Source organism: Novosphingobium sp. (assembly GCF_025351285.1).
In the GTDB taxonomy this organism is placed as follows: domain Bacteria; phylum Pseudomonadota; class Alphaproteobacteria; order Sphingomonadales; family Sphingomonadaceae; genus Novosphingobium.
In genome coordinates this window covers 48,591-68,546 of the sequence record NZ_JANXWG010000068.1, presented here as the reverse complement: position 1 = coordinate 68,546, position 19,956 = coordinate 48,591, and the positions used below count along the sequence as shown (strand labels likewise).

At 64.8% G+C, this 19,956-nt stretch carries 14 protein-coding genes; 11 read left to right on the top strand and 3 right to left on the bottom strand.

Going from position 1 to position 19,956, the window contains the following annotated elements; translation table 11 throughout:
• Positions 1–19: 19 nt before the first annotated feature.
• Together Q0R16_RS08435 and Q0R16_RS08430 are read left to right on the top strand one after the other, a co-directional pair.
• The gene (locus Q0R16_RS08435) at positions 20–2,689 is read left to right on the top strand and encodes a glycoside hydrolase family 2 TIM barrel-domain containing protein (protein ID WP_295634937.1); all 2,670 of its coding nucleotides are present in this window, start codon (positions 20–22) and stop codon (positions 2,687–2,689) included.
• Between the two features lie 104 nt (positions 2,690–2,793).
• The gene (locus tag Q0R16_RS08430; protein ID WP_295634934.1) at positions 2,794–5,199 is read left to right on the top strand and encodes a TonB-dependent receptor; all 2,406 of its coding nucleotides are present in this window, start codon (positions 2,794–2,796) and stop codon (positions 5,197–5,199) included.
• Between the two features lie 70 nt (positions 5,200–5,269).
• On the opposite strand, the gene Q0R16_RS08425 is transcribed toward Q0R16_RS08430, so the two are convergent.
• Together Q0R16_RS08425 and manD are read right to left on the bottom strand one after the other, a co-directional pair.
• Positions 5,270–6,193, bottom strand: coding sequence for a sugar kinase (locus tag Q0R16_RS08425; RefSeq protein WP_295634931.1), 924 nt, complete (start codon positions 6,191–6,193; stop codon positions 5,270–5,272).
• Complete coding sequence (gene manD / locus Q0R16_RS08420) at positions 6,171–7,379, bottom strand: D-mannonate dehydratase ManD (protein ID WP_295634928.1); 1,209 nt, start codon at positions 7,377–7,379, stop codon at positions 6,171–6,173. The genes Q0R16_RS08425 and manD overlap by 23 nt, the downstream gene beginning before the upstream one ends.
• A 158-nt stretch (positions 7,380–7,537) precedes the next feature.
• Here manD and Q0R16_RS08415 point away from each other — a divergent pair, with 158 nt between their 5' ends.
• The 8 genes from Q0R16_RS08415 (at position 7,538) to Q0R16_RS08380 (ending at position 17,496) form a co-directional block, all read left to right on the top strand.
• Entirely contained in the window at positions 7,538–8,305 is a 768-nt protein-coding gene (locus Q0R16_RS08415; RefSeq protein ID WP_295634962.1) for a FadR/GntR family transcriptional regulator, read from the top strand.
• Entirely contained in the window at positions 8,302–9,339 is a 1,038-nt protein-coding gene (locus Q0R16_RS08410; protein ID WP_295634925.1) for an alpha/beta hydrolase, read from the top strand. The genes Q0R16_RS08415 and Q0R16_RS08410 overlap by 4 nt, the downstream gene beginning before the upstream one ends.
• The gene (gene uxaC / locus Q0R16_RS08405) at positions 9,336–10,763 is read left to right on the top strand and encodes a glucuronate isomerase (RefSeq protein WP_295634922.1); all 1,428 of its coding nucleotides are present in this window, start codon (positions 9,336–9,338) and stop codon (positions 10,761–10,763) included. Before Q0R16_RS08410 ends, uxaC begins: the two co-directional genes overlap by 4 nt.
• Entirely contained in the window at positions 10,760–12,133 is a 1,374-nt protein-coding gene (locus tag Q0R16_RS08400) for a mannitol dehydrogenase family protein (protein WP_295634919.1), read from the top strand. The genes uxaC and Q0R16_RS08400 overlap by 4 nt, the downstream gene beginning before the upstream one ends.
• The gene (locus Q0R16_RS08395) at positions 12,130–13,410 is read left to right on the top strand and encodes an MFS transporter (RefSeq protein ID WP_295634916.1); all 1,281 of its coding nucleotides are present in this window, start codon (positions 12,130–12,132) and stop codon (positions 13,408–13,410) included. The genes Q0R16_RS08400 and Q0R16_RS08395 overlap by 4 nt, the downstream gene beginning before the upstream one ends.
• Complete coding sequence (locus Q0R16_RS08390; RefSeq protein ID WP_295634914.1) at positions 13,407–15,752, top strand: glycoside hydrolase family 31 protein; 2,346 nt, start codon at positions 13,407–13,409, stop codon at positions 15,750–15,752. Before Q0R16_RS08395 ends, Q0R16_RS08390 begins: the two co-directional genes overlap by 4 nt.
• A 91-nt stretch (positions 15,753–15,843) precedes the next feature.
• Entirely contained in the window at positions 15,844–16,500 is a 657-nt protein-coding gene (locus Q0R16_RS08385) for a flavin reductase family protein (protein ID WP_295634911.1), read from the top strand.
• Positions 16,501–16,656: 156 nt separating this feature from the next.
• The gene (locus Q0R16_RS08380; RefSeq protein WP_295634908.1) at positions 16,657–17,496 is read left to right on the top strand and encodes a type II CAAX endopeptidase family protein; all 840 of its coding nucleotides are present in this window, start codon (positions 16,657–16,659) and stop codon (positions 17,494–17,496) included.
• A 24-nt stretch (positions 17,497–17,520) separates the two neighbouring features.
• On the opposite strand, the gene Q0R16_RS08375 is transcribed toward Q0R16_RS08380, so the two are convergent.
• Entirely contained in the window at positions 17,521–18,849 is a 1,329-nt protein-coding gene (locus tag Q0R16_RS08375) for a M23 family metallopeptidase (protein ID WP_295634905.1), read from the bottom strand.
• 138 nt (positions 18,850–18,987) lie between these two features.
• On the opposite strand from Q0R16_RS08375, the gene Q0R16_RS08370 reads away from it, so the two are divergent.
• On the top strand, positions 18,988–19,746 hold the full coding sequence (locus tag Q0R16_RS08370) for a protein phosphatase 2C domain-containing protein (protein ID WP_295634959.1): 759 nt from the start codon (positions 18,988–18,990) through the stop codon (positions 19,744–19,746).
• Positions 19,747–19,956: the final 210 nt, after the last annotated feature.

Sequence of the window (19,956 nt, the reverse complement as noted above, 5' to 3'; positions counted from 1 at the left end):
ATAAGTGGGAGAGGCCGAAATGGGTAAGTCAGGATTGCGCGCCGCAATTGCGCTCGGCGTTTTGGCGGCGGCCAACGCTTCTACCCCGCTTGCAGTGGCCAAAACCGTGCTTGCAGAGCCGGTTCAAAGCGCATCGCGCCAGATTCAGGACCTCACCGCCAACTGGCGTTTCCACTACGGCGATGACGTGCCCGGCGTAACCGCCGCCGTGTTCGATGACAGCGGGTGGCAAACGGTCAGCCTGCCGCATACCTGGAACCGGATTGGCCAATACGGCCTGGCAAGAACCGCAGCGAACGAAAATCGCCAAGGTGTGGGCTTTTATCGCCTGGTCTTCCTTGGCCCGCCGTCGGATGCCGCCCGCCGGCATTATCTCCAGTTCGATGGCGTGGGCAACATTGCCGAAGTTTGGGTAAACGGCGTCCGCGTCGGCGAGCACAAGGGCGCATTTTCGCGCTTTCGCTTCGATATTACGCCGATGCTCAAGCCCGGCGCGGACAACGTGCTGGTGGTCAAGGCCGACAATTCCAAGCCAGCACCCGGCAGTTCGACGCAGGACGTGATCCCGCTGGGCGGCGATTTCTTCATCCACGGCGGGATCTATCGCGGCGTTTCGCTGATCAGCACGAGCGCCGCCAGCATCGACCTGCTCGATCACGGCGGGCCGGGGATTTATGCACGCGCCACGCAAGTCACCGCCGATGCAGCCACGATCGCAGTCAAGGTGCGCCTGCGCAATTCAGCCACTCGATCGCGCAATCTGATCGCTCGCACCGAAATCGCCGATGCCTCCGGAACGGTCGTTGCGACTGGCCAGGCCGCTGCCAAACTTGGCGCTGGCGCTGGCGAAGTCGCCCAGGTCCTCACGCTGCCGCATCCGCACCTCTGGAACGGCCGCGCCGATCCATACATGTACCGCGTCACCGTGCGGCTGTTCGATGGCCCTAAGGAACTCGACGCGGTCAGCCAGCCGCTTGGCGTGCGCACTTTCCGCATCGACAAGGACCAGGGCTTTTTCCTCAACGGCACGCACATCGCGTTGTTCGGCGCATCTCGCCACCAGGACAAGCTGGGCAAGGGCTGGGCGCTTTCGCCCGAGGACCACGCTGAAGACATGGCGATCATGGCCGAAATGGGCGCCAACACCGTGCGCATGGCGCATTATCAGCACGCGCAGGAATGGGACGATGCGGCGGACAAGACCGGCATGGTCGCCTGGGCCGAAATCCCTTTCGTCAATGCGGTGTCGTTTGCCGATGGCGAAAAGGCCAATGCCTCGCTCGAAGCCAATGCGCGCCAGCAACTGACCGAACTGATCCGGCAGAACTACAACCACCCGTCGATCATGATGTGGTCGGTCGGCAACGAAGTCGATATCGGCGCATCGTTCGGGCGCGGCAAGAAGCCGTCGCGATCGATCGAATTGCTGCGCGACTTGTCGGCACTGGCGCACCAGGAAGACCAGTCGCGGCCAACCACTTTTGCTGATTGCTGCGAAGAGGCCGATGGCTTCGCCAACAAGACCAACCCGGTGCTGGCGGGATCGGCCGATCTGGTCGGGTATAACCGCTACTACGGTTGGTATTACGGCAAGCCGCAGGATTTCGGCGCCAAGCTCGACCATTTTCACGCCAAGCACCCCGCTTTGCCGATGTCGGTCAGCGAATATGGCGCGGGCGGGGGAATCAGCCAGCATTCGGACAATCCGCTGGGCGGGCCGGTCAACGCCTTCGGGCGCCCGCATCCCGAGGAATACGAAAGCTATTACCACGAAGAAAGCTTCAAGGCACTGAAAGCGCGGCCTTATCTCCACGCCAACTGGCTGTGGAACATGTTCGATTTCGCGTCCGACTTGCGCGCAGAAGGCGATGCGGTCGATCTCAACGACAAGGGCCTGGTCACCTACGATCGCAAGACGCGCAAGGATGCGTTCTACTTCTACAAGGCCAATCTCAATCCCGAACCGATGATCTACCTGACCAGTCGACGTTACCAGACCCGCGCCTATCCCGCAGTCGACGTCCGCGCATACGCCAGCGCTGCCAGCGCAAGCCTGACCGTCAACGGCGTGACAATCGGCAACGTGGCCTGCGCAGACCACATCTGTGTGTGGCCCGGCGTCGCGCTCAAGCCGGGCGACAACACCGTCGTCGCCTCGGCCGCCGGCGTGTCGGATACGATCCACTGGACCGGGCCCGACGTGGTTGCGCGCGGTCTGCACCTCGATGCAGGCGACCTTGCCGGGCACCTTGCGCCCGATGGCGTGCGCTATGGCTCGGACACCTTCTTCACCGGCGGAGAAGGCCGCGTTCTCAATGTGTCCGGGTTCGGCGCCGATCGCGACAAGGGCCGCAAGACCGTGACCGGCGGCAGCGATGCTGCGCTGTTCGATTACTACCGTGAGGGCGCCTTCGCTTACGATCTGCCGGTTCCCGATGGTGCCTGGCGCGTTACCGTGACCACGTTCGAGCCCGATCCGGCACAAGTCGCCACGCGCAGTTTCGCGGTGCTGGCCAACGGCAAGCGGATCGTCGGTGAGATCAGGCCCGGCCAACTGGCAGGTGGTGCCCTGAAGGCTGTTTCGCAAAGCTTCGCGGTCAAAGTGGCGGGTGGGCACCTCAAGCTCGATTTCCAGCCACTTGGCGGTCCGGCAATTGTCGCGGCGATCGATCTGACGAAAGCGCCTTGACCGCCAAAGCGAGGAAATTACCAGACCTGCAAATGTGGCTTGACCAATTTAGCGCAAGTGATTAGACCTCCCGGCAACAAGAATTCACCGGAAGGGAAATTACCATGCGCAAACCTGCACTGCTGGCCGGAGCCTGCCTTGTCCTGCTGACCACGCCTGCGTTTGCGCAAGGGGCCCCGGTCGAAGCCGCTCCCGATGCCGCGAAGGCCGACAACGGCGGTCTCGCAGAAATCGTCGTCACTGCCACGAAGCGTGAAACCAATCTCCAGAACGTACCGGTTGCCGTCACCGCGCTGACCGCTGAAACGATCCAGAACCAGCGCATCACCCAGTTCGGCGACCTGACCCGCGCGGCCGCTTCGCTCACGCTGACCGAGAATACGGCATCGCCCAACAACTCGATCATCCTGCGCGGCATCGGCACGTTCGCGTTCTCGATCGGGGTCGAGCCCAGCGTCGCGGTGATCGTCGACGATGTGCCGGTGGTGCAGCAGGCGCAGGCCTTCGACAGCCTGTCCGATGTCGAGCGGATCGAGATCCTGCGCGGGCCCCAGGGCACGTTGTTCGGCAAGAACGCCTCGGCCGGTGCGATCAGCATCGTCACCAAGGATCCGGGCAACAAGCTGGCGTTGAGCGGGCAGTTCACAGCAACCACCGATTCCGACTTCAAGGCGGAGGCAGCGATCTCCACCCCGTTAAGCGACACCGCCGGATTTCGGCTGAGCGGTTACTACCGCAATTTCAATGGCTACATCAACAATCTGACCAACGGCCACAAGCTCAACGATCAGGAATCTTACGGTTTTCACGCCAAACTGAAGCTCGAACTTTCACCCTTGTTTACGGCGGTGCTGAGCGGCAGCTACGCCAATCAGAGGCAGAACGGCAGCGGCGCCACGATCCGTTCGATCGACCTGAACTACATCCCGCCGGGCAAGACCACCCCGGTCGTCCCCACCGCATTCGGCCTGCCGTTCCTGCCGTCGCTCATCGGCATCAAGCCCGGCGCGGACAATTATGCGGTTCGCTACGACAACGATTCTCCGACTTCGAACAAGCAGTACACACTGTCGGCGCATCTCAATTACGATCTCGGCTTTGCCAGCCTGATTTCGGTCACCAGCTACCAGGATTGGAAGTACAACTTCTCGGCCGATGTCGACGGGACCGACATCAACTATTCGGTTCTCGGCGCTCCCGTCACCAATCCGGTCGGCCCTGCCACCAGCGTCAACCAGAGCGGGCCGTACCATGCGACCGAGTTCACGCAGGAACTGCGGCTGACCTCGAAGAACGCCGATCCGCTGTCCTATGTGATCGGCGCGTTTTACGCCAACGCCGCCACCACCCGCGCCTTCACGCGTGGCCCTGCTGTCGCACTGGCGGACTGGAAGGGATACCAGGGGACGCGCAGCCTCGCGGCGTTTGCCGGGCTGGACTACACGCTGCCGACCAAGACTACGATCAGCGGCGCGGTGCGCGTCAATAACGAACGCGTGCAGGATTACTTCACGTCGTTCCTGCCGGCGCACAACGCCAATGCTGCGGCCATCGCGGCCAATTGCGGGGTTGGCGCCGCCAATTGCGCCGGCCGCAATGTCGATACGGTTGCCACCTTCAAGGCCTCGATCAAGCAGGAACTGGCGCCGCGCGTTTCGGTCTATGCCAGCGTCGCTACCGGCTATAAGGGTTTCGCTTACGACATCTCGTCGGGCTACACGCCGACGCGCACTGCCAACCCGGTTCAGCCCGAGCACTCAACCAGCTATGAAGTGGGCCTGAAAAGCCGCTTCTTCGACAACAAGCTCCAGCTCAACCTTACGGGTTTCTATAGCAACTACAACAACTTCCAGGCACAATCGTCGCAGTTCCTCAACGGTGCGCTGCAACAGAAGCTCAACAACGTCGGCAAGCTGCGCACCAAGGGCGTCGAACTCGAGTTGCAGGCGCGTCCGGTCGAATGGCTGCACCTGGATGGTTCGGCCGCCTATACAGACGCCAAGGTTCGCTCGTTCCCCGGCGCGGCTTGTTATGCGGGGCAGGCCGCAGATCAGGCCCTGGCAGGGGCTGCTGCCACATATGGTATCAATTCTTGCGGGCTTTACACGCCTCCCGGTGCCTCAACGGCTGCCATGTTCCAGGACCGTTCGGGCAGCCAGTTGCCCAACTCGCCCAAGTTCAAGTTCAACCTCAGCACGATGATCGAACAGTCGCTCGGTGGAGAGGCCAAGGGGTCGATCGGAATCAACTACCAGCACCAGAGCGGGGTCAGCTTCGACCTGCTGGGCGATCCGCTGCTGGCGCAGAAGGCCTATGGCATTTTCAACGGCTCGATCGGGGTGGAATACAAGGCGTTCAAGTTCACCGCCTTCGCCACCAACTTGTTCAACACGCACTACGCCTCGGCGCTGACCGACGTGTTCGGGACGACCGGCGTTCACACCGTAGTCCAGTTCCTGCCACGCGACAGCCGCCGCTATTTCGGGATCAAGATCGCCGCGAAGTACTGATTACACGAAATCCACCCACTGAAGGGCCGGCCTGACGCAAGTCTGGCCGGCCTTCTTTTTGCCTGCGATTTCAGGTGTATGGTGCGTTGTCGCTGCGTGCTGGGATGGCGCCGGCCCGTGTGACCACCCAGCCGGCCAGGCGATGCCCGGCCAGCGCGGCTTCGGCGATCGGTGCCCCTCGCAACCGCGCATCGAGAAAGCCGGCGTTGAAGGCATCGCCCGCGCCGCTGGTGTCGCGGGGGACGAGCACTTGCGGTGGGGCGATGATGCGGCCGTCGGGCAGGCGGCAGCCTTGCGGCCCCAGCTTGACCACGGTTTCGCCGCAGCCTCGGCCCTGCCAAAGCGCGGCGACCGTGTCTGCCGTTGCGCCGGGATTGAGCAATGATTCATCGTCCAGCGTCGGCAAGCCGATATCGGCATGCGCAATCGCGGCATCGCGTGCGGCGGTGGCTTCGGCGGTCGAACCCCACAGCCGAGGCCGGTAATTGCCATCGAATACCACTTTGCCGCCCCGCGCCCGCACCGCTGCGCACAATTCGAACAGCCGCCCGCGCGCATCGGGCGGCAGCACCGCCAGCGTGATCAGTGAGAACACCAGCGCATCGGCCTGTTCCGCCTCGGCCAGCGCCGCCTCGATTCCCGGCAGCGCGAATGTTCGCCGCGCCGCGCTGTCGCTGCGCCAATAGGCGAACGAGCGCTCGCCCGCGTCATCGGTGCGGATCGCGTAAAGCCCGGCGGTGTGCGCCGGATCGGTCAGGGTAAGGCTGGTGTCGAGGCCTTCCGCCGCCCAATCGGCGCGCAAATCGGCACTGAACGGATCGTCGCCGAGCGCTGTCAGGAACGCGACGCTGTGCCCATAGCGCACCAGGTGAATCGCGGTGTTGAGCGTGTCGCCGCCATACCCCAACCGCCAGCCATCACCGCTGCGCGAAAGCTCTAGCATCCCTTCGCCAACGACGCAGATGCGCAACCTACCAGTTCCACATCGTGCCATCGCCCAACCGCGCAACCGGCAGGTACGCCGGCTTATACGGGTATTTCGCGGCCTGGGCCTCGTCGATCGACACCCCGTGGCCGGGGGTTTCGCCGCAGTGCAGGAAGCCGTCGGCAAAGGTGTAGTCGTGCGGGAAAACCGCGTCGGTTTCGGGCGTATGGCGCATGTATTCCTGGATGCCGAAGTTGGGCACCCAGGTGTCGAAATGCAGCGCTGCGCCCATCGTGACGGGCGAAAGATCGGTGGCGCCGTGGCAGCCGGTGCGCACTTGGTACATCGCGGCCAGATCGGCGATGCGGCGCAGATGCGTGATCCCGCCGGCCCCGACCACGGTGGCGCGGATATAGTCGATCAACTGGTTCTGGATCAGGTCCTTGCAGTCCCAGATCGTGTTGAAGATCTCGCCCACCGCCAGCGGCGTGGTGGTGTGCTGGCGGACCAGCTTGAACGCCTCCTGGTTTTCGGCCGGGCTGCAATCCTCCAGCCAGAACAGCCGATACGGTTCGAGCGCCTTGCCCAAAGTGGCGGCTTCCTGCGGGGTATAGCGGTGGTGCCCGTCGTGGAGCAGGTGGTGGTCGAAACCGTAAGTGTCGCGCAGCTTCTCGAACAACTTGGGCACCGTGGTCAGCGCCTTGTGCGTGTCCCACCCGGTCACGCTCGGCAGTTCGGCATCGGCGGGTTCGTAGTAAAGCTTGCCGCGTCCGACTCCATAGGCATCCTTCACCCCCGGCACGCCCGATTGCGCGCGGATCGCCTTGTAGCCCATGTCGATATACTGGCCGACGGCATCGACCGTCTGCGCAATATCATCGCCGTTGGCGTGGCCATAGACCATCACCCCATCGCGGCTGCGCCCGCCGAGCAACTGGTACAGCGGCATCCCGGCCATCTTGGCCTTTATATCCCACAGCGCCACATCGACCGCGGCGACCGCGCGCATCGTCACCGGCCCGCGCCGCCAGTACGCGCCGCGGTAGAGGTATTGCCAAATGTCCTCGATCCGGCGCGGGTCCATGCCGATCAGGCACGGCACCACGTGATCGGCCAGATACGACACCACCGACAATTCGCGCCCGTTGAGCGTCGCGTCGCCGATCCCGGTCACGCCCTGGTCGGTCTCGATCACGAGGGTGACGAAATTGCGCCCCGGACACGTGACAACAACCCTGGCATTGGTGATTTTCATGCGAGAATTTCCCGGTTTCATGCGACGGAATGGACTATACCGGCTTGACCAATCCTCTTTGGCCTGTCAAGTTTAAACAAATTGGTAAGGCCGTAAATCGCGGAGACGAAGTGATGGAAGTGGCTGATCCCGCCGATGGCAAGATTGCCGGCACCCCAATGTCGCAAGTTCAGTCGCACGACAGGTTGTATCAGGAACTGGCGCGCAAGCTGTTTGCGCAGCTTGCCTCGGGAAAGTTCAAGATTGGTGACAGGCTGCCGGCCGAACGTGATCTGGCCGATACGCACGGTGTCAGCCGGCCTACCGTGCGCGAAGCCATCATCGCACTCGAAGTGCAGGGCTATGTCGATGTGCGCGTGGGTTCGGGCGCTTACGTCAAAAAACTGCCCGGCGCCGCCGACGCGCCTGAATTCAACGTTACCGCCTTCGAACTGACCGAAGCGCGCCTGCTGATCGAGGGCGAAGCGGCCGCGCTGGCCGCCACCAACCTGACCGATGACGAACTTGACCAACTCGATGCGCTGGTCGCGCGGATGGCCGAAACCGACGGGGGTGGGCGCGAGGACGTCAGCGCCCAGTTCGCGGCGGACAAGGCGTTCCACTTGCTGATCGCGGGCGGCACGCGCAACGCGGCGATGGTCCACGCGGTTGAAGAGCTGTGGCGGATGCGCGCGTCCTCGCCCGAATCTGCGCTGCTTCACGACAAGGCGCGCGACGCCAAGGTAACCCCGGTGGTCGACGAACACAGCGCTATCGTTGCTGCATTGCGGTCACGCGATCCCGGCCTTGCCCGTTCGGCCATGCGTGCGCATCTGGCGGCTGTGCTCGATCACCTGCTGTTCGCGACCGAGGAGCAGGCGGTCGAGGAAGCACGGCAGGCGATCGCCTCGAAGCGCGCGCGCTTCAGCCGGACGGGCCTGCTTTGAACGGTCCATTGCTTAGCCGACGCCGGTTGATCGAAGCGGGCGTGATTGGCGGCGGGCTGGCCGCGTCGACAGCCGGGCCAGCCCGCGCGCAAACCGACCCCACCCCGGTTGTGCCGGCAAGCCCCGACGACGTCGCGCGCGCGCTGGCCGAGCATTTCGAGGTGATCGACTTGTGGCCGAAAGGCGCGCCAGAACCGGTTCCCGCCGGCCTCGCCGAACAGACAATCGAGCGCGCAAAGCCCGGTGAAATGCCCAACCGCGCGCGCAAGCTCATTACCCGCCCCCGGCTGGAGGTCATCCGCCCCGCGCAGCCCAACGGCGCGGCGCTGCTGATCATGCCCGGCGGCGGCTATCGCTACGAAGTGATTGACAAGGAAGGCTACGACGTCGCGCGCTGGTACGCGGCGCGCGGGGTGACGGGCTTCGTGCTCAGCTACCGTTTTCCTCCCGACGGCTGGGCCTCGGGCGCCGATGCCCCGCTTGCCGATGCGCAACGCGCGATGCGGATGATTCGTGCGCAAGCGGGCCGTTTCGGGATCGACCCGACGCGGATCGCGGCGATGGGCTTTTCGGCCGGCGGGCACTTGTGCGCGAACCTGGCAGCGCAGTTCACGCGCCCCACTTACAAGTCGATCGATGCGGCCGACGGATTGACCGCGCGGCCGTGCATCGCGGCGCCGATCTACGCGGCGATCCTGATGGACCAGTTCCACTTGCAGCCGGGCGGCCCTCCCGACTTGTTCGGGGCGCGGTCGACACCCGAGATGCTGGCGCAGCATACCCCCAGCCTGCACGTTCCCGACGATGCGCCGCCGCACTGGCTGCTCCACGCCGAGGACGATCCCACCGTCCCCGTCGCCAACGCCCTGGCGCTGCGGCAGGCGTTGAAGGACCGCAAGATCCCGGTTCAGACGCACTTGTTCGAGAAGGGCGGCCACGGCTTCGCGATCCGCTTCACCAAGGGCACGCCGCTGGAAGTGTGGCCCGAACTGTTCCTTGCCTACGCGCGCACCCACGCCTGGATTCCTGCATGACCCGTCCGCTCCACTTGCATCCCGACCGGCTGTTCCCGGCCGATCCAGCCACGCGCGCCATCGCCCGCGGCCTTTATGCCGAAGTCGCGCACCTGCCGATCCTCAGTCCGCACGGCCACACCGATCCCGCCTGGTTCGCCACCGATGCGCCGTTCGAAAACGCCACCGAACTGCTGCTCAAGCCCGATCATTACGTGTTCCGGATGCTCTATTCGCAAGGCATCCCATTGCAATCGCTGGGGATCAACGATCCTTCGGCCGATCCGCGCGCGGCGTGGCGCGTGTTTGCCGAAAACTACCATTTGTTCCGCGGCACGCCCTCGCGGATGTGGCTCGATCACGTCTGGGCCGAAGTGTTCGGGTTCGATGTGGCGTTCGAAGCGGCCACCGCCGACTTGTACTACGACACGATCACCGCCGCGCTTGCCACGCCTGCTTTCCGCCCGCGCGCATTGTTCGACCGGTTCAACATCGAACTGATCGCCACCACCGAATCGCCGATCGACAGCCTCGACCACCACGCCACGATCCGCGCCGAAAATGCGCGAGACGGCGGCTGGAAGGGCAGGGTGATCACCGCATTCCGGCCCGATCCGGTGGTCGATCCGGAGTTCGTGTCGAGTGACGGCGGGTTCCTCGACAACCTCGCCAAGCTCTCGGCCATGACCGGAGAGGATGCGCTGTCCTATCCAGGTTACTTGTCCGCGCTGCGCCAACGCCGTGCCGATTTCGCCGCGATGGGCGCGACGTCGACCGATCACGGCCACCCGACTGCGCTCACCGCAGACCTGACCGAAACCGAGGCGGAGGCCTTGTTCGCGCGCGTCACCAAGCCAGCGCCCATGCCCGCCGACGCCGAACTGTTCCGCGCGCACATGCTCACCGTGATGGCAGGCATGAGCATCGAGGACGGGCTGGTCATGCAGATCCACCCGGGATCGTTTCGCAACCACAACGACTGGCTGTTCCGCACATACGGCCGCGACAAGGGCGCCGATATCCCCACCGCGACCGATTACGTCACCGCGCTGCGCCCGCTGCTGAACAAGCATGGCAACGATCCCGCGCTCTCGATCATCCTGTTTACGCTCGATGAAACGTCCTATTCGCGCGAACTGGCGCCGCTGGCCGGGCACTATCCGGCGCTCAAGCTCGGCCCCGCGTGGTGGTTCCATGACAGCCCCGAAGGCATGCGCCGCTTCCGCGAGCAAGTCACCGAGACCGCCGGGTTCTACAACACCGTCGGCTTCAACGACGATACCCGCGCGTTCCTGTCGATCCCGGCGCGGCATGATGTTGCGCGGCGGATCGATTGCGGGTTCCTGGCGCGGCTGGTCGCAGAGCACCGGCTGGAAGACTGGGAAGCCGCCGAACTGGCGGTGGACCTGGCCTACAACCTCGCCAAGCGGGCCTACAAGTTGTGAGGCTATCGTCGCAGGCAGCAATTCCCGAGACGATCATTCGGCCGCTCTACGATCGCGCCGCGCAAAAATGCGGCATCGTCCACTTCGGCATCGGCGCATTCCACCGCGCGCACCAGGCGGCTTACACCGACGACGCGATGAACGCTGGAGACCGCGACTGGGCGATCACAGGAGTATCGCTGCGATCGGCGGGGGTGGCCGATCAGATGAACCCGCAGGACGGCCTTTATACGCTGTCCGAACGATCGGGCGAGCAGACTTCGGTGCGGCTGATCGGTGCGGTGAAGCAGGTGCTGGTGGCTTCGCAGCAGCGCGAGGAGGTGCTTGCCGCGATTGCTTCGTCCGACACGAAGATCATCAGCTTCACGATCACCGAGAAGGGCTATTGCCGCGCTCCCGATGGCAGCCTTGATTTCGCGTTGGCGGGACTGGGGAGCGTTTACGATTACCTTTACGCCGGTCTGGCCCGCCGCATGGCATCGGGGCGTGATGGATTGACCCTGTTGTCATGCGACAACCTTGCCGACAACGGCGCGCAACTGGCGCGGCTGCTTGCGGCGCACTTGCAGGCCCGCGATCCGGCGCTTGCAGAGTGGGTGCAGGCGCGATGCAAATGCCCGGCCACGATGGTCGACCGGATCGTTCCCGCCACCACCGACGCCGATCGCGACGGGCTCGAAAAGCTGGCCGGATTGCGTGACGAAGCCGCGGTGCTGACCGAACCGTTCACGCAATGGGTGATCGAGGACAGCTTCGCCGGCCCCCGCCCACGCTGGGAGATCGGCGGCGCGCAGTTCACCGCCGACGTGCGCCCGTTCGAGACCGCCAAGCTGCGCATGCTCAACGGCGCGCATTCGGCGCTGGCCTATCTCGGGCTCGCGCGCGGCCATACTTATGTTCACCAAGCCATTGCCGATCCAGCACTTTTGCCACTGATCGAGCGGCTGATGCGAACCGAAGCCGCCACCAGCCTCACCCCCGCACCGGGGCAGGACCTGGCGGCTTATGCCGCCTCGCTGGCTACCCGCTTCGGCAACACCGCGCTCAACCACAAGCTGCGCCAGATCGCGATGGACGGCAGCCAGAAGATCCCGCAACGCTGGCTCGAAACGCTGGCGTTCCACCAGCGCGAAGGCCGCCAATGCCCGGCGATCCTCGCAGCGATTTCGGCGTGGGTCGGCTTTGTCGGGAAGGAGGGCCTCAAGCTCGACGATCCGCTGGCCGAGGTGTTGCACCGGCTGTGGCAGGCGGAAGGCGCCAGCGGAATGCCGCTCGCGCTGTTCGGCGATCGTGGTCTGTTCGCGCAGCATTGGGTGGCGACCAAAGCCGACCTGGACCTGATCTGCGCCACGATCGGCCAGCCGGCATGATCGCCCTGCTGCGCCGCAATGTGCGCTGGCAGATCATCGCGGTGATTTTCGTCGGCACCGTGCTCAACTACCTTGCGCGCAATTCGCTCGGCGTGCTGGCACCCACGCTCAAGGCCACATTGTCGATCACGACCGCGCAATACAGCTACGTCGTAGGCGCGTTCCAACTGGCTTACACGCTGATGCTGCCCGTGTGCGGCCTGGTGATCGACCGCATCGGGCTGCGGGCCGGGTTCGCGCTGTTCGCGGCGATCTGGTCGCTGGCCAACATGCTCCACGCCTTCGCCGGCGGCTGGCTGAGCCTCGCGCTGTTCCGCGGAATTCTGGGGATGAGCGAAGCCGCGGTGATCCCGGCCGGGGTCAAGGCCTCGACTGAATGGTTCCCTGCACGCGAACGCTCGATGGCGATCGGCTGGGTCAACGTGGGCACCGCGATGGGCGCGGTGCTGGCGGTGCCGCTGGTTTCGGCGCTGGCGATCTGGTTCGATTGGCGCGCCGCGTTTCTGGTAACCGGCGGGCTGGGGCTGGTGTGGGCCGCCGCATGGTACTGGCTGTACCGCACTCCGGCCGAGCACCAGCGACTGACTGCGGGCGAGCGCGATTATATCGAGGCCGGGCAATTGCACTCCAGCCGGCGCAAGAAGCACAGCCTGGCCGAAGTGCGCGTGCTGCTGTCGCAACCCAAGTTCTGGACGATCGCGATCCCGCGCATGCTGGCCGAACCGGCGTGGCAAACCTTCAGCTTCTGGATCCCGCTCTATCTCGCCAAGGAGCGCGGCATGGACATCGCGCATATCGCCATGTTCGCGTGGATGCCGTTCCTGGCCGCCGATCTGGGCGGGTTGTGCGGCGGTTATGTCTCGCCGTTCATCGCGCGGGTGTTCGGGGTGCAACTTATCCGCAGCCGCGTGATCGGGGTGGGTCTGGCGGCGGTGTTGATGATCGCGCCGGGCTGCATCGGGCTGGTCGCTAGCCCCTATTGGGCGATCGTGTTCCTGTGCATCGGCGGGTTTGCGCACCAGACATTATCGGTGCTGATCAACACGCTGTCTGCCGATTGTTACGCCGCCGACGAAGTGGGCGTGGCCAATGGCTTCGTCAGCCAGGCGGGCTGGATCGGCGGGCTGCTGTTCAGCCTCGCGCTCGGGCAATTCGCCGACACCGTGGGCTATGGGCCGCTGTTCGGGTTCCTGGGCGTGTTCGACCTGATCGGCGCGGCAATCCTGTTCATTTTCATCCGCCAACTGATCGCCGCGCAGGAAGCGCGCGACGCATGAGGCGCGCCACGCTGACGCAGCCGCCGATCTTCGCAGTTTCCGAGCGGGGGCCGGGCCGGGTGACGCTTGCTTCGGACACCGGCGCGCTGGCGCACATTTTCGTGCTCGAACAGGATATTGTCCGCTTGCTGCTGCTCCCCGACGGTACGCTCCACGGCGGACCGAGCTGGTCGATCGCACCGGGCGCCGAAGACATTGCCGAACCCGGCCGCGACCGGATGAGTGTCGAAGGCTTTGCCTGCCCCGAGTTTGCGCTGAGCGAAAACGAGGGCGCGTTGCGGATCGAAACCACGCAACTGCGGCTCGATGTGATGTTGCGCGGGCTGCACTGCTCATGGTCGCTAAAGCAGGGAGATGGTTGGCAAGTCATGGCCGCCGATCGCCCCACGCAAGCCTATGATTTCGGTTGGTGGGACGGCGCGGTGCACCATTATCTCACCCGCCAACCCGGCGAGCGGTTCTATGCGCTGGGCGAACGCAGCGGGCCGATGGACCGCAGCGGGCGGCGCTTCCGGCTCACCAACCTCGACGCGATGGGCTACGATGCCGAGACCGGCGACCCGCTCTACAAGCACATTCCTTACGTGCTCGCCGCCGACGAAAGCGGCGCGTGCCATGGCGAATTCTACGACAACACCAGCGACATGGTGTTCGATTTCGGCGCCGAATTGGACAACTACCACGGCCACTATCGCCACGTCCGCGCGACGGCGGGCGATCTCGACTTGTGGATGATCGCCGGCCCCGATCCACTGGCGGTGACGCGGCGCTTCACCTGGCTGACCGGCCGCCCGGCGCTGATGCCGCGCTGGTCGCTCGGCTATTCGGGCTCGACCATGAGCTACACCGATGCGCCCGATGCGCAGGTGCAGATGGCGCAGTTCCTCGCGCATCTGGAAGAACAAGATATCGGGTGCAGCTCGTTCCACCTGTCGTCGGGCTACACCTCGATCGGGGCGAAGCGCTACGTGTTCCACTGGAACCGCGACAAGTTTCCCGATCCCGCTGCCTTCGTGCAATCGTACCTCGACGCGGGCGTGCGGCTGGTGGCGAATATCAAACCGGCCCTGCTGCTTGATCACCCGCGCTTTGCCGAAGTGGCCGCCAAGGGCCTGTTCATCGCGGATGATGAGGGCGCGCCGACCGAGATCCAGTACTGGGACGAGACGGGCGGCGCGCTCGATTTCACCAATCCCGACACCGCAGCATGGTGGCGCGATCAGGTGACCGATGCGCTGCTGCGCTATGGCATCGCCGCGACGTGGAACGACAACAACGAATGCGAAGTGTGGGACGCGCGCGCGCAGATTGCGAGCTTTGGCAAGGCTCGCCCGGCGTCCGATTCGCGCCCGCTCCAGCCGCTGTTGATGATGCGCGCCAGCCGTGCGGCGCAGATCGCGCACGCGCCGGACAAGGCGCCGTACGTGGTCACGCGTTCGGGCATGGCCGGGCTCCATCGCTACGCGCAGACCTGGACCGGCGACAATTGCACCAGCTGGAAGACGCTGCGCTACAACCTCAAGATGGGGCTGGGCCTGGCGTTGTCGGGCGTGTCCAACATGGGCCACGATGTCGGCGGATTTGCGGGACCGAAGCCCGATCCCGAACTGTTCTTACGCTGGGTGCAGGCGGGCGTGCTGATGCCGCGTTTCAGCATCCATTCGTGGAACGATGACGGCGCGGTCAATGAGCCGTGGATGCACCCCGAAGTGCTGCCCGCAATCCGCCGGCTGATGGCACTGCGGCAGACATTGGTGCCGTTTTTCGACGACCTGGCGTGCCGCTACGCGCATGATTTCGAGCCGATTGTGCGCCCGCTGTGGCTTGACCATCCGTCCGATCCGCCGGCATGGGCCGAAGGCGATGACCATCTGCTCGGGCGCAATCTGCTGGTGGCGCTGGTTGTGGAGCCGGGCGCGACGTCGCGCACCGTTCGCTTCCCGGGGACCGACCCTTGGTACGATGTGTGGACGGGCGAAACCTTCCAAGGTGGCAGTACTGCCGTCCTGCCCGCGCCACTCGATGGCTTGCCCTTGCTGTTCGCCCGCGCCGGATCGGCGATGATCGTCGATGCCGCAAGCCAAGGCTTCCGCCCCGAACCGCTCAAGCCCGCGCTGTGGCTGTTCCCTCCGGTGGGCGAGGGGGCGTTCCAGAGCGAGTGCGTCGATCCCGTCGCGCGATCGGGCGGGGGCCCTGCGCCGGTCGGCCAATGGCTGTTCGAAGGTTCTGCCAGCGCCGACACGATCACGCTGCACGTGCGGGGGCCGGGTTCGGCCGATCGGCTGGCGTTTGTCCTGCCGCCGACCGAAACGCGCCGGCTGGAGGTGACATTCCTGCAATAGCAGGCCCGCACCTTGATCCGCCTTCCGGTCAGCCGGGCAGGATGGTAGGCGCGGGGCCGGACGGGTGATTTCGCCTGGGAGTGTTGCGGGAATGCGCTACGACATGCAGGAATTGCCGCTGGCCCAGCGGTACAAGTTGATGACTTCGACCATCACGCCGCGGCCGATCGCGTGGGTTACCAGCCTGTCTGCCGACGGGGTGGTCAACGCGGCGCCTTACAGCTTCTTCAACGCGGTGGGCGTGGAGCCGCCGCTGGTGGTGCTTGGCCTGCTCAAGGACATGCGCACCGGCGCGCTCAAGGACACCGCGCGCAATGTGCTGGCCAATGGCGAATTCGTGGTCAACCTGGTCAGCGAGCACGATGCCGCGGCGATGAACCTGACCAGCGTCGACGCGCCGCCCGACGTCAGCGAGGTTGCTTATGCCGGGCTGGAAACCGTGCCCTCAAGCGTGGTGAAACCGCCGCGCATCGCCACTGCACCGGTCAGTTTCGAATGCCGCAAGGTGGTTGCGATGGACATCGGTGCGCTGCAGACCGTGCTGATCGGCGAAATTCTGGTGACTCACGTGGCCGACGAGTTAATCGCCGATCCGGAAAAGTTCTACCTCGATACCCCGGCGATGAACCTGATCGGCCGCACCCACGGTGCGGGCTGGTACGTGCGCAACACCGACAGCTTCGCGCTGGAACGGCCCCGGTTCGATCCCGAACTGGCGGCGCGCACATCGGGCGATGGAAGCAACTGACTTCGCCTGCCGGCATGGATCTTGATTGGATTGAACCGGATCGCGATCGCCTCTAACGTTTGCGGTGCGGCGCCTGCCGGTGTGAGCGCGGGCTGCTGTCATGCGGAGGTCAGGAATGGCGGCAGGCAGCGAGACGCATTTCGCCACGACCGTGCCATGCTGAGGGCAATCGGCCGACTGCTGCTGGCGCTGGGCCTTGCTATCGGTATGATATTTCTGGCGACGCACACCTTCAACCTGGCGCTGGCAAGCCCCGCGATCGGCGCGCTGCACCCGGCATTGCTGGAAAGCCTGTTCGATCTTGCCGTGTTCGGCCTGTTGGCGCTGGTCGCGTGGACCGGCCTCCGGATTGAAAAGCGCAAGGTCGGGTTCGGGCGGCCGTTGCCGGGCCTGGGCGCGATCGGGCTGGCGCTGGGCATCGCCGGTGTCGGCGCTGCGCTCGTGCTGTCCGGGATCGCCGGCGTCAACCATCGTGGGGCCAGCCACGCACCGGTCGTGCTGGCTTTTCTGGCGGGCATCGTAGCCACATTGGGGCAGACTGCCGCCGAAGAGTACTATTTCCGCGGCTGGCTCCAGCCCGGACTTCAGGCCGTCTGGGGTCGATGGCCGGGGATCGCGGTTTCGGCGATCGGGTTTGCGGCGGTGCACTTCTATGCCGCGGCAAAGGAACCGCTCGCCTTCGTCAATCTGGTGCTGGCCGGACTGTGGCTGGGGGTGCTGGCCAACCGGAGCGGTGGGCTGATGCTGCCGATTGCTGCGCATTTCGGCTGGAACGGGGCTGAGGAGCTGCTGTTCGGCGCCGCGCCCAACCCGGGCGTCGGCAGTTTCGGTGCGCTGTTCGATGTCGATCTGATCGGCAATCCGCTGTGGGGTGGCAGCGCGGAAGGGCTCAATGCCAGCTTGTCGACGGTGTTCGTGCTGGCGGCATTGCTGGCGGCCTGCGCCACCTGGCCGGCGTTCACGGCAAGGCGCGGGCGAAAGTTCGCGCTCGGCTGACGCGACGGAGAGCGTCCGGATCGATCATTGCTGCTGCTGCGCCCGCCCCACATCGACCCGATCGCGCATCGCTTCGAACGCAAGCAATTCCGGACCCGCCAGCACCTTGCCCGAATTGTCGGTCGGGATGCCAAGCGGATCGACGTGTTCGCCGTTGACCAGCGTTTCGTAATGGAGGTGCGGGCCGGTGGTGCAGGTCCCGGTCACCCCGACATAGCTGACCGTCTGCCCCTGCATCACATGCTGCCCGGCATGCAGCCCTTCGGCATAGCGGCTGGCATGGAAATAGCGCGTTTGCAGTCCCTTGTCGTGCTGGATCACCACCATATTGCCGCCGCACCCGGTCGGCGTGGCGCCGGTTACCGTGCCATCAGCCGCGGCATAGATCGGCGTTCCGATCGGCGCGGCGAAATCCACACCCTTGTGGAGACGGTTATAGTGCAACGTCGGGTGATAGCGCATGCCGAACTTCGAAGTGATGCGCGCGCCATCGATCGGCGTGCGCATCAGCGAACGGACGGCGCTGCGGCCCGAAGCGTCGAACCATTCCTCCTGCGCGCCGGGCGGTACGAAGCGGTAGACCGATGCCGATTTGCTGGCCGTTGTCAGCGAGGCGTACAGCAGCGTCGGCGCGCCGACAGCCTCGCCCGAGGCATTGACCTTTTGCGTATAGGCGGTCTCGAACGCATCGCCGGCGGCGACTTCGCGCTGGAAGTCGAAATCGAACGCCAGCGCCTTGGCAAAGACCGGGATCAGGCTGTTCGGGATGCCGACAGCGACCGCCGAGGAATAGAAGCTGTCCCCGTCCATCACACCGTGCTGGACGAAGATTTTCTCCGAAACTTGCGCAACCACGCGCGCAGTGGTGATCTGCCCGGCCGGATCGCGCCGGACCACGACCCCCGAACTGTCGGCATTCGATGCCTCGAGCCGGACAAAGCGCGGCTTCGGCGATGACGTATCGAGCACCAGCACCGCACGGACCTCGCCCGCGGGATCGAGCGCGGGCAGCGCGCTTGCGGCCAGTTGCTGCGACAGCGCGGGATCGATGCCTTGTGCCGTCAGCAGTTGCGGCAAGTCTGTTGCGCGCGAAATCACCAGCGTGCGCCGCACTTCGCCAGGGCCGGTCTGTTTCGCAGGAGTAGCGGCGGTGGTGGCACGCACCGGCGCGGCGGACGGCGCTTCGTGGAACATCCAGGCGGTTAGCGCGCCGGTTGTCAGGATGGCCGCGGCAAGGCCAAGCGCCAGCATTGGACTTGGGCGAGGGCCGTTGCCATGCGCCTGCGACTGGCGCAGTTCCCAGCTTTTGGCCCATTCACGAGGATCATAGGAATCGACGATGCCGCTTTGCACGGACCACGCTCCCTCACTCCGCGTGCTATTTGCCACGATTTAGCATCGCGCCAACAATCCAACCAAGTGAAAAAGTTGCAGGCAAGAGAATTCGGTGTCTATTGTTCGCAAGCATCATGGAAACGAGGCGTGACATCCATGCGACTGGAATGGCATGCGGCAACCAACGTCGGGGCCGTCCGCAAAGTGAATGAAGACGGCTATTTTGCTTCGGAGGCGCTTGGCCTGTGGGCGGTGGCCGATGGCATGGGCGGCATGTCGCGCGGGGATTGGGCTTCGGCGCAAGTGGTGGCGGCGCTCGGCGCCGTTTCCGACCAACCCGAACTCGAACCGATGATGGCGCAAGTGGCGCGCGCGCTGCAGCAGGCGAACGATACCATCCTGCGCGAAACCGAAACGAGCGGCGCCAGGATCGGTACGACTGCGGTGGCGTTGCTGGTGCGCGACGATCAGTTCGGCGTGTGCTGGGTGGGTGACAGTCGTGCCTATTTGCTGCGAGGCCGCCAAATCCATCAGCTTACCAAGGATCACAGCCAGGTTCAGGAGATGGTCGATCACGGCATCCTGGCGCCCGAGCAGATGGACACGCACCCCTTGCGCAACGCGCTGACGCGGGCGGTAGGCGTCATGCCCGAACTGGTGGTCGACGCGATCGTCGACCGGTTGGAGGATGAAGACGTGTTGTTGCTGTGCAGCGACGGCCTGCATGGCGTGATCGGCGATGACGAATTGCGCGACGTGTTGACGCAGATGCCGCTTTGCGATGCGGCGGAGGAGCTGATCGCCCGCTGCCATGCTCACGGAGCGCCTGACAATATCACCATGATCCTTGTTGCCAACGACGAAGTCACGCTGGTCAAGTTCGCCGAAAACTCGGATATCGGGCAAGGGCTGTGACCGACGTGAGCGACGACGAAAACGACCGCGACGATACGGTTTTCCGACCATCGGGCGCAACGCCGCCGCCGTCTCCCCCTGCTGGCACCGCCCACGCAATGCCCCCGGAATTTCCTGCGCCAGGGGGCTCGTCCCACCATCCCGGCGGCGGTCCCGCTGCCTATGGCGAGGGGGAGACCGTATTTTCCCCGAGCAACCCGCCGCTTTCGG